At 69.8% G+C, this 13,727-nt stretch carries 8 protein-coding genes; 1 reads left to right on the forward strand and 7 read right to left on the reverse strand.

Annotated features, from left to right (window positions below; all coding sequences use genetic code 11):
* Window positions 1-108: 108 nt before the first annotated feature.
* Window positions 109-780: a cytidylate kinase family protein gene (locus ACZ6S0_RS16725; RefSeq protein ID WP_465917804.1), complete on the reverse strand. Its 672-nt coding sequence runs from the start codon at window positions 778-780 to the stop codon at window positions 109-111.
* The gene (locus ACZ6S0_RS16730; RefSeq protein WP_465917805.1) at window positions 750-1,304 is read right to left on the reverse strand and encodes a DoxX family protein; all 555 of its coding nucleotides are present in this window, start codon (window positions 1,302-1,304) and stop codon (window positions 750-752) included. Before ACZ6S0_RS16730 ends, ACZ6S0_RS16725 begins: the two co-directional genes overlap by 31 nt.
* 262 nt (window positions 1,305-1,566) lie before the next feature.
* Here ACZ6S0_RS16730 and ACZ6S0_RS16735 point away from each other — a divergent pair, with 262 nt between their 5' ends.
* Entirely contained in the window at window positions 1,567-2,358 is a 792-nt protein-coding gene (locus tag ACZ6S0_RS16735; RefSeq protein ID WP_465917806.1) for a class I SAM-dependent methyltransferase, read from the forward strand.
* Here ACZ6S0_RS16735 and ACZ6S0_RS16740 read toward each other — a convergent pair.
* From ACZ6S0_RS16740 to ACZ6S0_RS16760, 5 genes are all read right to left on the reverse strand, one after another.
* Complete coding sequence (locus ACZ6S0_RS16740) at window positions 2,343-2,813, reverse strand: GbsR/MarR family transcriptional regulator (protein WP_465917807.1); 471 nt, start codon at window positions 2,811-2,813, stop codon at window positions 2,343-2,345. The two genes, ACZ6S0_RS16735 and ACZ6S0_RS16740, sit on opposite strands and share 16 nt — an antisense overlap.
* A 135-nt stretch (window positions 2,814-2,948) precedes the next feature.
* Window positions 2,949-3,692, reverse strand: a complete 744-nt coding sequence (locus ACZ6S0_RS16745) for a dienelactone hydrolase family protein (RefSeq protein ID WP_465917808.1) — start codon at window positions 3,690-3,692, stop codon at window positions 2,949-2,951.
* Between the two features lie 224 nt (window positions 3,693-3,916).
* Window positions 3,917-4,837, reverse strand: a complete 921-nt coding sequence (locus ACZ6S0_RS16750; RefSeq protein ID WP_465917809.1) for a serine protein kinase RIO — start codon at window positions 4,835-4,837, stop codon at window positions 3,917-3,919.
* Between the two features lie 180 nt (window positions 4,838-5,017).
* Window positions 5,018-7,366: a cytochrome P450 gene (locus ACZ6S0_RS16755; RefSeq protein WP_465917810.1), complete on the reverse strand. Its 2,349-nt coding sequence runs from the start codon at window positions 7,364-7,366 to the stop codon at window positions 5,018-5,020.
* 162 nt (window positions 7,367-7,528) lie between these two features.
* On the reverse strand, window positions 7,529-13,726 hold the full coding sequence (locus ACZ6S0_RS16760; RefSeq protein ID WP_465917811.1) for an RHS repeat domain-containing protein: 6,198 nt from the start codon (window positions 13,724-13,726) through the stop codon (window positions 7,529-7,531).
* Window position 13,727 lies beyond the last annotated feature (1 nt).

The raw sequence follows: 13,727 nt of genomic DNA on the forward strand, positions 1-13,727 counted from the left end.
CTCGGTCCTTGTGACGTGCGTACCCGGATGGCCCTATGAGTCGGGCGGCCTGCCGTCGATGGAACGGCAGGCCGCCCGCCACCCTGCCTCGAGGGTGGCGGGCGATTGTCAGATCCCGTGTATCGATGAGTGTGGTCGGACTTCCCAGGTCGGCCGTTGGAGCTGATCGTTGTACACGATGACGTCGGCGTGGTCGGTTGGGCGGGCTGTGGCGAAGTAGAGCTGTTGGGAGGGGATGTAACGGTTGCGCCAGGACCGTTCGATTTCGACGGTGTCTGCGGTGGATCCGGCCAGCGCTGTGCCTCGGTCCCGGGCGCGATCTACTGTCCGCTCGAACGGGACGGACACGAAGATGCGCAGGTCCCACCGGTCGAGGAGTTCTGGGCGCAGGAGGAAGACGCCGTCGAAGAGCAGTACGGCGTCCGCAGGAGCGGTCGTCGCCGGCGGGGACGATGGGGTGTCGGTGTCTCTGTCGTAGACCCCGTGCTGGAACCTTCGGTCTCCGGCCGGGCCCAGCGGATCGAGCAGGACCCGGCACAGCGCGGCATGGTCGTGGGCGTCGAAGTAGCAGCCTTCGGCCGAGTACTGGCCGCGTCGGTAGCGCTGTGCGCGGGGGACGAGGAAGTCGTCGATGGTCGCGCGGATGACGTCGCGGTCCTGCGCGCGCAGGACGGCGGCGAGTTCATCGGCCAGCGTGGTCTTGCCGGCGGCACTCGCCCGTCTGCGGCTCCGGCGGCTGACCGCGCGGATCAGAATTGAGCGTGGGTCATCGTGTACCACGTCGGGGCGAACACCAGCAGGGCCATCAGGGCGAGGACCGCAAGCGACTTGAGGAGGTGCGGGGTGGTCAGGGTCGACGCCGAGGTGGGCCTGAGGTTCCATCGTCCGACCGCGATGAACGCCGAGACGCCGCCCAGGGCGAGATTCGCGGGTATCAGGGCGTACTCGCCGCGCATGAGATGGAACCCCGTCGCGAGGACCATCGTCAGGGTCAGACCGGCCGCGGCGAGCGGCGTGAGCTTCGGCTTGACGCCCGTCATCGCAGGCAGGACGAGGCCGATACCGCCGAGCACCTCAACGACTCCGATGAAGACGATCAAGGGCTGCGGCGTTGCCGCATACCAGGCCACGGCCCGAGGCGCGGCCTCGTAGAGGGCACCGTCGTACAGGAGAACCTTGCCGAAGCCGTTGCCGGCGAAGAAGAAGCCCCACAGGATTTGAAGGAACCACAGTACGCCGTTCAGCGTCGGTATCGCGGTCCTGGCCTTGCTGGGCAGGCTGTAGAAGGTCTTGGAGGCGGTCATCGCTGTGCTCCTTCGGAGTGCCGCTGTGCTGACAGTCCCAAGGGTCCCCGGCGGGGTTGATACCTCCGCGATGCGCGGACCATGCGTCGCCGATCCATAGGCAGGCCGGTCCTGATCGGCGTACGCACCGACGGCAGCAAGAAGCTCTCCAGGCTTGCTAAGCCTAGCTATTTCAGTCAATATTGAAATGTCTGGCACCAACCAGCAGAGAGGACGGGCGTGCCCCCCGAACACGTGACCTTCGCCGACCCGAGATGACCCGATGACCCCGATCCAGGAAACGCTCTTCCTCACCCTCTACGCCCGGGCGCTGGACAGCCGGGAGCCGAAGTCGATCCTGCACGACGCCTACTCCGACGACGTGGTCCGGCAGGTCGACTACGACTTCGGCAAGATGAGGGCCTCCCCGAGCGTCGTGTTCGGCACGGCACTACGCGGCAGGAAGCTCGACGACGCGGTCCGTGCCTTCTGCCTCAGGCATCCGGACGCGGTGGTGCTCGACCTGGGCTGCGGCCTGGACACCAGGATGCTCCGCTGCGCCCCGCCCACCGGGGTGGACTGGTACGACGTCGACTACCCCGAGGTCATCCAGCTCCGCAAGGGACTGCTGCCCGGCGGGCACCCCGTCGCCGCCGATCTCACCACCACGAGCTGGCTCGACGCGTTCCCGGGTGATCGCCCAGCCATGATCGTGGCGGACGGCGTGCTGCCCTTCATGCCGGGGCAGACCTTCCAGACGCTGGCCCGAAGCCTCACCACGCACTTTCCCGCGGGGGAATTGGCGCTGAACGGCTACACCCGGTTCGCCGCCTGGTCCCTGCGCTACCACCCCGCCATGAAGGCCCTCGGTGTCCGCGGCGCGGCCGGCTTCGACGACGCCCGCGAGCCCGAGCGCTGGGGCGCCGGACTCACCCTCGCCGAGGAGCAACTGCTCACCAGGGCTCCCGAGGTGGCGTCCTTTCCCCAGCCGCTGCGCGCGCTCACACGCCTGATGGCGCGCAGTGACGGCATGTCCCGGCAGGGCGTGCGGATCCTGCGCTACCACTTCGGCTGATCGTCGCCGGTGGCCTGGTCGAGGACCTTGGCCAGGGCGGCGATGGACGTGCGAGCCGAGCGGATGCGGGCGGTCTGCTCCTCGCCGGTCCACCCGAGCTTCAGACCGTCCTCGGCCAGCCGCTCGAAGGCCGTGAACGCGGCCAGCTTCTGCCGGATGACCTTGGACCAGGCGTCGTCCTCGATCCGGTAGTAGACGTTGCGCTCACCGGGCTTGCGGAACCGGCGTACCAGCCGGATGGACGTCAGCAACTGCATGTTCGACGTCAGCGACGCGCGGCTCGCGCCGATGGCCTCCGCGATCGCACCGGCGGTCTGCTCCGGAGGGTCGCAGGCCATGAGCCAGCCCAGGATGCGGCCGGTGATCGGAGCCAGACCCCACTCCTCGGAGACGAAGGTGGCCACCCGCTCGACCCATTCGAGCACCTCCTCGCGCTCAGGGCCTGCCTCCGTCATACGATCCCTCCTCTGTGCCAGTCATTTCAGACCAGACTAAACGGAGCTTGGTACCCGAGGGCCGAGACCGGGCTGGGCACCTCACGGCGACAACCCCTGCCGTCGGGCTGCCGACCTGACGGCAGGGGTCGGCAGCTAGCTCAGATGCCGGGTGAAGAACCGGGCCGCGGCGTCACCCGCGAACTGCGGGACACCGGTGTGCCCGCCCATATTGGCGTGCAGCGTCTTCTCCTTGGAACCGAAGGCGTCGAACAGGTCCAGGGCAGCCTGCCGGTCGTTCCATTCGTCGTCCCACTGCAGCAGGACGTGCAGCGGAATGGTGACCTGCCGGGCCTCCTCGAACATGGTGCGGGGCACGAAACTCCCGGCGAACAGAACGGCGGCCGAGACGCGCGGCTCGACCACCGCCAGCCGGATCCCGACGGAGATCACTCCTCCCGAGTATCCGACCGGGCCGCCGATCTCGGGCAGCGAGAGGAGGGCGTCCAGGGTGGCCTGCCATTCCGGGACCGCCTTTTCCACCACCGGGAGGACGAGCCGGTCGACGATCTCGTCGGAGACCGGCTCGCCGGCCTCCAGTGCCCGCCGCAGGTCGGCGCGGGCCTGCTCGGCGGTGGCCTCGGCGGTGGCGGAACGCGGCCGGTCACCGCCCCCGGGCAGCTCGATGGTGGCCGCGGCGAAGCCGTCCGCCGCGGAGTGCCGGGCCCGGGCCACCAGCCGGGGGTACATCTGGCGCATTCCGCCGGGGTGGCCGAGCAGGATCAGCGGCGCCGGTGCGGACGCGGATCCGGGGGTCCACAGGATGCCGGGGATCTCGCCGAGGGTGAATTCGCGTTCGAGGACGCCGTCGTCGAGGCGCTGCTCGGAGGTGAATCGCATGGTCGTGCCTTTCGGGAGTGCTCTTGAACGGCGCTCCCGGACGACCTATCGCCCGACCGTGACCCCTGAGGGAAGCACCCATGTCGATACTGCGTTCACGGGTACCACCTCCTCGGTCTCTCGCACGGCCACCGAAAAAGTAGCAGTGGTCGCCGTGGCCCGCCAACGGGTTTTTGCGCAGGCTCCGTGGCCGGATGCCACGGAGCCGCTCGCGCGGCAGGCGATCAGAACACCATCGTGAGCAGGTCGGCGAACAGCTCCTGTTCGTCGACCTCGAGCCCGTGGTTCGTGAACCACGTGGCCATGTTGTGGCAGTCGCGCATCAGGAAGTCCATGCCCTTCGGGTTGCCGACGATGTCGACGACCTGAGGCAGGTCGATCATCACGATCCGCTCGGCCTGCGCGAGGACGTTGTACGCCGAAAGGTCGCCGTGCGCGAGCCCCGCGCGGGCCAGTTCGCGCATGCCGTCGCGTAGCTGCTCGAAGTACACACCGAGCAGCTCCTTCGACGGCCGGACCTGGGCGAGCCGGGGCGCGGCGCCGCCCTCGCCGTCGTCGATGAACTCCATCAGCAGCTCGGTGCCGTCCACCTGCACGGGATACGGCACCGGGACGCCGGCCTTCCACAGCCGGTTGAGTGCGTCCCATTCGGCGTAGGCCCACTGACCGGCCGCGACACTGCGGCCGTGCGAGGTCTTCTTCGCCATCGCCCGGCCGTCGCGGCTGTTGCGGGTACGGCGGCCCTCGACGTACGACGCATTGCGGTGGAAGGAGCGGTGCTCCTCGGTGCGGTACCGTTTCGCGGCCAGCAGCGAGGACTTCGCCGGGTTGTCGCCGATGGCTTCGACGGCCCGTTCGAGCAGGAAGACGTCGGCTTCCTTGCCGGTTTTGAGTACGCCGAGCTCGGTGTCGATCGCAGCCTGTTCCGTCACGACCCACGAGGGGCGTGGTTCCGGGCCGCGAGAACCGCGCTCGACCTCCAGCCAGGTGGACCACCGCTGATCCGGGCCCAGCTCCTCGTCGACCGAATGGAACTGGAAGGCGAAGGCCGCGGCTGGATCCGGCCGGGACTCGTCACCGGCGACTTCGGACCTGCGGGAGTGTGGGTCGGAGTGGGTATCAGAGAGTTCGTACTCGGAAGACAACGGGTGTGCTCCTGAACAAAGTGGTGGGACTGATGCGGACATGCCGCAGCACAGTGATGGCCATCCGTCAGCCCTCCTTAGTCCAGGCAGCGCTCTCCGCCGCTCGATCGACCCAGCATGCCCCAGCCGTTTCGGACCCCGCAACGTATTTACCTCGGACATCGGAACCGGCTCGCGGCGCTAGCGTTCCTGCACGCGCATCAGGAGTTCGCCGGGGCTGTTGGTCGAGGTCATGACGCCGCGTACCTGGGCTCCTGGCAGGGGTTCCAGCCGCCATCGGTTCGCGATGGCCGCGACCACCGTCGTCATCTCCGTGCGCGCGTAGGAGTCCCCGATGCACATGTGGCTGCCCGCGCCGAAGGGGATGAACGCTCCGCGGGGAACCGGCGGCCGGTCGGGAAGCCAGCGGTCAGGGTCGAACCGGACAGGGTCGGGGAAGTACCGCGGATTGCGGTGCAGCACCCAGGCGCTGAAGATGAACTCGGTTCCGCCGGGGAAGTGGTGACCGCCGAGTTCGACCTCGGCCATCGCCCGCCTGGTCGTCATGCCTCCGGGGTTGCGCATCCGCAGTGCCTCGTCGACCACCCGTCGGGTGTACGTGAGCCCGCGCAGCGCGTCGGGGGTGAGGGCATCGGTGAGCGTGTCCCGCAGTTCGCGCTGGAGTGCCCGGTCAACGGCCGGGTTCTGCCCCAGTTCGTGGAAGAGCCAGGCCAGGCCACCGGCGGCGGTCTCCGTTCCGGCCACCAGCAGGGTGATCAGCTCGTCGTGGACCTGCTGGTCGGTCATGGTCCCGCCGTCGCCGTCCTGGGCCTGTAGCAGCATTGACAGGAGGTCCTGCTGCTCTGCGTGCGGTTCCTCGCGCCGGGTGCGGATGAGGCGGTCGATGGCGGTGTGCAGCCGCCGGTTCGCCTCCGCCAGGCGTCGGTTGCCGGGAGTGGGGATCTTGTGCCACAGGTTGGTGGGGTCGAGCACCCGGGTGTACGCCCCGCGCAGGACGACAGGCATGGCGCGGCGGATGTCGGCGACGAGGCCCTCGTCGAGGGCATCGGTGATGCCGTTCTGGTTGATGTCGCCGGGCGTCATCAACGTGCTCTCGAACGGTTCCCAGCCCGGCCCGATTTCCTGGCCGGGGGTGAAGTTGTCGGCGCCCTTGCCGTTCCAGACGAAGAGAGTGTGATCGGCCTTCCTGACCGCCGCCAGGTCACCGATCCCGTCGCCGTTGAAGTCGCCGCCGATCGGCCGGGTGTAGGCGCCCCAGTTCGGGCCGATGGCGGTCTTCGGTCCGAACGCGTTCCCGCCCTTGCCGTTCCAGACGTACAGCGTGCCGTTGTGGACGGCCGCGAGGTCGTCGTTGCCGTCCCGGTTGATGTCGCCGAGCGAGGTCAACGTGTCCTCGTACGGCGCCCAGCCCGCCCCGAGCCGCTGGGCGGAGGTGAAGTTGTTGGCGCCCTTGCCGTGCCAGATGTGCAGAGTGTGGTCCTCCTTCCTCGACGCGGCCAGATCGGTGAGGCCGTCTCCGTTGAAGTCGCCCGCGACCGGTCGGCTGTAGGCGTTCCAGCCGGGCCCGACGGGCGTGGCGGAGGTGAAACCGTTGGCGCCCGTACCGTTCCAGATGGTCAGCGTCCCGGTGGCGGCCGAGAAGAGGTCGCCGGTCCCGTCGCGGTTGAAGTCCTGGTTCGCCCCGGTCATCACCGCGTGGTGCGAGCGGAGTTCGGCCGCCGTGAGCGCGCGGTTGTACATCGCGAACTTCCCGATCGCCCCCTTGAAGTAGGAGGCGAAGTTGCGGGTGCCCACCCGAACGGGCGCCGAGCCGGGCCTGGGCTTGACGATGACCTCGTCCTCCTGGCCCGGACGGTAGACCAGGTTGTCGGAGCCGGAGAGCACGCCGTTCTTGTAGATGCGCACCTTCCCGTACGTGCCCTCAGAGGTGTCGAACGTGATCGCGACGTGGATCCACTGGTTGACCGTCAGCGGGTGCTGGAAGGCGGCGCCGGCCCCGAATCCGCCCTCGGGGTTCCACGCGTAGCCGGAGACGCGGTTGGGGCGTTCCGGGTGAGACTTGTTGTACATGCGGCCGGCCCACTCCTGGTCGCCGCCCGCGTTCGACTTCGTGCCCTTCCCCATGAAGTAGACGTAGCCGTCCTGTTCCCCGTCGGGGAAGTTCAGGGCGTGCGGCCTGATCCACGCCTCCACGGTGAACTTCCCGGTGGTGGATATGTGGAAGGCGTTGGCGTCGGGCACCTCGAAGTAGCCCGACGTGCCGTTGAAGACGGCGGCGCCGTCCCTGTTGGGGAGCTGTACGGAGCTCGTGACGCCGCGGAAGGTGCCCTTGTACCCGTTGCCGGCCCGGTCGAGTTCCGTGCCGGCCGACGGGTGGGACAGCCGCCAGTACGCCGCGGGTTTGTGCGAGAGGACCAGTTGGTCATACGGGCTCAGCCCGCTTGCCTGAGCCGCGGCGGGCTCGGAGACGGCCACCACCGTCGACATCGCTATCAGACCGGCGCACACGCCGGATCTCACCCATCTCATGGGCGGCACGGTAGGGAACGCCGGTATACGGATGGTATGTCCACAGGGCGGGACGCCTCGATCCCGCGCCGCGGCCGCCGGGGCGGCCGTGCTCGGTGTGCGTGGACGGGCGGGTGACGACCAGGACGGCGGCCCCGAGAGTTCGGGGCCGCCGACCCGTCGTCACCGGTACGGCGGTTTGAGCATCTCGGGGCTGTACCTGGTCGGCTTCAGCTTCCACTGCAACTGGTACTTGTTCATGAACTTCGCGCCCCAGACGGCCTCGCTCTTGGACGTCACGGCGGGGAGGGTGGCGGCGCCCCGCTTCAGTCGGACCGCGGCGACCCCTCTGGCCGCCTTGTAGGCGTCCCGCCCGCCCTGGTAGACGCGGCCGACACCGCCGCTGGCGGCGCCCAGGGCGCCCGCCAGGGCGAAGTCGCGCCAACTCCAGGTGTCCTCACCCGCGTGCATCAAGGTGTATCCGGTCATGCTCACGGCGGCACCGAGCGCGATCCCGCACACGATGGAGACCCCGCAGGCGACGGTGGCGGCCACCGCGCCCATCACCCAAAGGCCGTTCCCGATGGTCCGCACCGCCTTCCGCCACCAGGGCTTCTTCTTCTTGGCCTTCTGCTTCTGCTCGTCCACCTGCTGCTTGAGCTTTTCGAGCTGACGCTCCAGCCTGAGCTTGTCCATGTTCGCCTTGTTGACCGCCTCCAGGGTCTTGCGCATCTGCTCGCCGTAGTCGGCGTCGGTGACCGAGCGGTAGCACTGGTAGGTCGGGCAGTTCTGCGGCCGGATCTGCGGGCTGCTCAGCGACGGGCGGACGGCGTACTTCCGGGAGATCTTCGCCTTGGGCTTCTTCGGCTTCTTCTTGATCGGCTGGCCGTCCGGGCGGGTGCCCTCCGCCTGGCACTGCGCCCCGTCGCACACCCGCTCACCGGAGGCGTCCTCCCAGGTGACCGGGTTGTTGCTGGCGTAGGCGTAGCCGTTGATCTGCTGGGGATCGGTGAGATCCATGATCGGGTCGACCGAGATGAACCGGCCCGTGTCGACGTCGTACTCGCGGGCGCCGAGCTGGGTCAGGCCCGTCGACTCGTCGATCGTGCCACCGACGAATCCCCGTTCCGTCGGCCAGGAGGCGGGGGCCGTGCCGCGCACGGCGCCGTACGGCGTGGTCGAGCGGCGGGTGTAGGCGAGGCTGGTGGCGTCGACCGACAGCGAACCGGTGTCGTGGTGGTCGGACAGCACGTAGCTGAGCCCGCCGTCGGAGGTGCGGACGACGGTCGACTCCGGGCCGTCGTAGAAACGGGTGCCGCTGACCTTGCCCGTCGCCCGGGTGAGCTTGAGCTCCTGGTCGTCGGCCAGGTACAGGGTGACGGCGTCGGGTTCACGGCGCAGCAGTCGTTCCCCGTCGGCGTCGTAGACGAACGAGGTCTCCTTGCCCCCGACCGTGGAGGTGTCCAGGCGGCCCTCGGGGTCCCAGGTCAGCCTCTGGTCGCCCATGGCGGTGACCCGCCGGGTGGTGTTGCCGGTCGCGTCGTACTCGTAGTCGTCGGTCCGCGCGCCCGGCCCCGTGGCGGTGACCTGCTTCAGCGTGTGCGGCTGGGGCTGGCGCGCGGGCGGGTAGGCGTAGGTCCTGACGGTGTCGCCGGTGTCGCCGGTCGTCGCGTGGCGGGTCTCGGAGACCCGGTTGCCCACCGCGTCGAACGCGAACGACTGCCAGTACGGCTCGGGACCCCCGACCGTGGCGGCGGACGGCTGCTCGTCCGCGGCGCAGTCGCCGAGATCCGTCCACGCCTCGGTCAGCCGCCGCAGGTGGTCGTAGCGGTAGCACTGGGTGTCGGTCAGGGTGTTGCCGTCACGGGCGTTGCGCATCTTCAGCACGTTGCCCGCGGCGTCGTAGCTGTAGACCAGGTCGTCCATGGTCTGCGGCCCGGTACGCTCCCGGTCGTTCACCACCTGGGCCAGGCGGCGGGTGGTGTCCTCGTACACCAGCGTGTGCACGACCCGGGAGCCCACGTCGCCCAGCACGGTCTGCAGCACCTCGCCGAAGGGCGAGTACTGCGTGCCGTTCACGTAGAGCTTGCTGCCGTTGTCGAGCGAGGCGGGCGCGCCGAAGGCGGTGTAGCCGCGGTTGACGGTCTCCGCCGGCAGACCACCCCCTGCCGGGTACGACGTGGTCGCGACCAGCCCCGTGACCGGCTGGTACGTGGTGCTCGTGGTGTACGTGCCCGCCAACGCGCCCTCGGCCGCCGGGATCGTCACCGTGGTGCCGGTCCCCCGGCCCGCGACGTCGTACCCCCTGACCGAGGTCGTGTAGGCGTTGCCGTTGTGCCACCGGGTGTCGGTGACCGGCAGGCCCTTGCCGCCGGGCAGGGTGTCGTAGCTCCACTCGGCGCGCTTCACCGAACCCTCGGTGAGGGTGGTCTTGCGGTCGAGTTCGTCGTAGGTGTAGGTGAGCGTGACCTTGCGCGCGTCGGTGGTGGAGGTGACGTTCCCCTTCGCGTCGTAGGTCGTTCTGGTCTCGCCCTTGTCCGGGTCGGTCGCGCGGACCTGGTTGCCGCGCAGGTCGTAGTCGTAGGTCCAGGTGTTGCCCACGGGATCGACGACGGTGTCGAGCCGGCCCGCCGCGTCATAGGTGTAGCTGGTGGCGTCGTAGGCGGAGGCAGGGGCGTCGAAGTCCGGATCGCGCCCCTTGTACTGGCGCAGTTCGGTGGTCCGGCCCTCGGCGTCGCTGATGGTGAGGGTGGCCGTGTCGCCGTCGGGCGGAACCATGGCGGTGTAGTTGCCGCCCTGGACGGTGGTGGTCCGCCACTTCTCGACGTTCAGCGACTTGTAGACCTCCGCGACCGTGCGGCCCTGGCCGTCGAAGAGCGTCTCGGTCTGGGTGGGCACGAGGTTGTCGGCCACGCCGAGCAGCGTCGTGGAGGGGGCCGCGGAGTTCCAGTAGAGGTCGTTGGTCTTCCACACCCGGCCGTGGGAGTCGTAGAAGCTGTCCTCGACCACCCGGCCGCCGGTGGGCGCCGCACTCTGCGCCTGCCGGCGGCGCAGCAGGCCGTCGTACAGGGTGACCGAGGTCTTGTACGTCCCGTTCTCCAGCAGGTCCTTCCTGGTCACGGTGGTCGGGACGGTGGTGGAGACCGCGTAGGCGAAGGTCATGGTGGCCGAGGCCGTCTTGGCCCGCCCCGGCAGCCAGACCGCGGTGAGCCGGCCGAGCGCGTCGTAGTCGGAGTAGGACATGCGGCCGTTGGCGTCCTTCTCCGACAGGGTCAGGCCGCGCCTGCCGTCCAGCGTGACGGTGGTGACGTGCTCCTTGGCGTTGGTCACGGTCTTCACGGTGGGCAACGCGCCGGTGGCCGGGACGTAGGCCGTGGTGGTGGGGTTGTTCCGCGCGTCGATCGAGGTGGTGACCCGGCCGTACAGGTCGTAGCCCGCGGTGCCGGCCACGTAGACCGGCCTGCCGTCGGCGTACTCCGACAGCGTCTCGGTCCTGGTGACGTTCGCCTTGCCCGCGACCGGCGCGGCGCCGAACGACTGCCCGTCGTAGTGCAGTCGCTCCTCACCGACCGTGTTGGCGGCCGAGGCCGGGGTGGCGCAGGTCGCCGACGTGGTGAGCACGGAGGCGGCGTAGCCGACGAGCCAGTTCCCGGTGTCGCGCGCGGTGTAGGTGGTGCGCTTGCACTCCTCGTCGCCGGTGACGGCCAGGTCTCCCTGGTCGCTCACCTGCGTGATCAGGCCGTCGCCGTTGTAGGACGAGTCGACCTGGGTACGCCGCCACGCGGTCCCGCCCGCCGTCGTGACGAGCGTGCGCGAGCGGACCCTGGCGACGTCCTCCATGCGGGCGGTCAGGGCGGGCAGCCCGGTACGCGCCCGCGAGGCGGTGACGGCCGACAGCCACGGGTCGGAGACCGAGGCCGTGGCGACCTGCCCGTTCTCACCGGTGTAGGTGACGACCTCGCGTACGGCTCCGGCCAGGACGTCGGCGTCGTCCACCTTGCCGCCCTCGGAGTCCTCGACCGTGGCGCTCCTGGTGGAGCCGTCAGCCAGCCGGTCGCCGTCCATCCCCCGGTAGTAGATCGTGTCGCTCTGCGTGCGGTTCCTCGTGCCCTCCTTGACCCGGACCCGCCCGTAGCCGCGGAACATGTTCCACGTCCGGTGCTTGTCCAGGGTGAACTCGGAGTCGTCACGCCGCCAGGCCGCGCCGCCGAGGTACTCGTAGGAGGTGACCTTGGACTCCGAGCCGGTGCCCGCCACCTTGTCGTCCTCGATCACCTGGGTCACGACGTACTTGTGGAACCAGTCCTTGATCGGGTCGATGTACCCCTCGGGCGACCAGAAGGCGGGGAAGCAGCGCTTGGTGTTGGTGTCGGGCTGCGGGGTCGCCCCGTACGTGCAGTCCTTGGCGGAGTAGGTGATCAGGGTGTCGGCGCCGGACTCGGTGCTGATCCTGGTCAGGCGGTACTTGTTCAGCGGCGGCCGGCCCTCGGCCGCGTCCACCCTGTTCTCCATCAGCGTGCCGCCGAACGTGACGGCCGGCAGCGCGATCGCGGTCCCGGACGCCTTGCCCGTGCGGGTGATGGACGACAGCCAGAGCGCGGCGGTCGAGGCGTCACCCGTGCCGGGGAACTGCTGGCCCAGGGCCCAGGAGTCCACGTCCGCGTACGCGGTGCCGCTGAGCACCTGGGTGGTGATGGAGGTGAGCCGCTTGCGGGACCAGAAGGTGGGGGCGATCGACTTGCACGCCTTGCTCAGCGTGCAGTTCTGGTCCACGGGGGTGTCCGGCCAGTTGGCCGCGTGGGCGACGTCGAACGTGCCGCAGTCGGTCAGACAGCGCTCGGACACCCCGAAGACGACCCTGGCCAGGGCGTTGGCCGCGTAGACCTGGCCGGCGCGCAGGCCGTACTCGATCCTGGTCGGGTAGCCGCCGCGCACGTAGGAGGCGGTGGCGGTGGTCGCCTTGTTGGCGGCGTAGGCGCCGCTCTCCTTGGCGTAGTAGTACGCCATCGCGTTGCCGTGCGGGTCGACCACGTAGTCGAGCTGCCAGCGCCACATCTGGTCGCAGGAGGAACCGGCGTACGCGGTGGCGTGGCAGGGCTCGCCCGCGTGGTTGCCGTAGACCGGGACCGAGCGGCCCGAGCCGGTCTCCGGCTTGCCGGTGGTCCAGCCGGGCAGCCGGTTCTTACCGAACCAGTACTGGGTGCCGTCGGCCTTGGTGATCCGCCAGTACTCGTTGTCGTTGTCGCCGTTGGCGGTGTCGGCGGCGGTGCCCTTCAGGCGCTCGGCCTTGGAGCCGTCGTCGTTCGCGAGCCGCCACGTTCCCGTGTCGTCGTCGCGTACCAGCGCGGTGGAGGCGCCGTCCAGGGTGAGGGTGGCGTTGTCGGACTTCCAGCACAGGTCGCCGACCTTGTCCGGGTTGTTGGCGCCCGCGGTCTTGTCATCCTTGCAGGCCACGTAGCTGCGCTCGATGAAGCCGGGGTCGTACTCCCAGCCCTCGCCCAGCCACGACGGCTGGTTGTTGGTCGCCGCGGTCCTGCCGTCGACCGTGGAGGACGAATACTCCAGCGACACCTCGGGGTCCAGTTCGCCGGGGCTCGGCGGCACGTCGATGTCGTAGGAGTAGCCGAAGGCGCCGGAGTTGCCGCCGCCCGTCCACGAGCCGGACGGCGCGAGGGAGGTGGCGGTGTAGGTGCCCGCGGCCCCGGCGGGCGTCGCGGCGGCGGCCAGCACGGTCGCCTCCGCCACGTCGACGTCGGCGGTGAGGGTGCCCGCGGCGGTGTCGTTCCTGGTGGGAAGCGGCTCCCCGGTCCTGCACTCCTCCTTGTCCGGCGTGGTCAGCGCGCAGGCGGGCAGCCGGACGAGGGAGAGCCTGGAGGCCCAGTCCGCGCCGAACGCGCCCTTCAGCGAACCGTAGCCGACCTCGACGGCGGACCGCTCGGAGCCGGTGCCGCCGTCGGCCCGGCGCAGCGTCATGAGCAGGCCGTCCACTCCGGCCCGCTGGGCGGCGGCCCGGTCCGCCACCTCCACTCTGACCTTGGCCGGGCCGCGCGCCAGCCGTACCGGCAGGTCACCGGCGGCGCGCCCGCGGCCTGCCTCGGCGGCGCCGCGCGGCCAGGCGACCGGCGCCTGTGCCTTCCAGGGGCGCTGGTCGGTCTGGCTCGGCGGCGTGGCGGCGTCCTTGGCCACCCGGCCACCGGCGACGGACGTCTCCCGCTGCACGGGCCTGATCGTGAACTCGGGCACCTGCGCGGTCGCGGGCGCGGGGTTGAGGTAGGTGATCATCATCGCGCCGGTGAGGGCGGTGGCGATGAGCCGGGCGGTACGGGTTCTCCCCGCCCGGAGCAGCCGGCGCGTACGGCCGGCCACGGGCGTGTGCGTCATC

The sequence above is a fragment of the Nonomuraea sp. NPDC051298 genome (assembly GCF_055586305.1).

Excerpts from the sequence above, each read along its gene's own strand:
- ACZ6S0_RS16730 (WP_465917805.1), bottom strand. The coding sequence starts at position 1,304 with ATGACCGCCTCCAAGACCTTCTACAGCCTGCCCAGCAAGGCCAGGACC.
- ACZ6S0_RS16735 (WP_465917806.1), top strand. The coding sequence starts at position 1,567 with ATGACCCCGATCCAGGAAACGCTCTTCCTCACCCTCTACGCCCGGGCG.
- ACZ6S0_RS16740 (WP_465917807.1), bottom strand. The coding sequence starts at position 2,813 with ATGACGGAGGCAGGCCCTGAGCGCGAGGAGGTGCTCGAATGGGTCGAG.
- ACZ6S0_RS16745 (WP_465917808.1), bottom strand. The coding sequence starts at position 3,692 with ATGCGATTCACCTCCGAGCAGCGCCTCGACGACGGCGTCCTCGAACGC.
- ACZ6S0_RS16755 (WP_465917810.1), bottom strand. The coding sequence starts at position 7,366 with ATGAGATGGGTGAGATCCGGCGTGTGCGCCGGTCTGATAGCGATGTCG.
- ACZ6S0_RS16760 (WP_465917811.1), bottom strand. The coding sequence starts at position 13,726 with ATGACGCACACGCCCGTGGCCGGCCGTACGCGCCGGCTGCTCCGGGCG.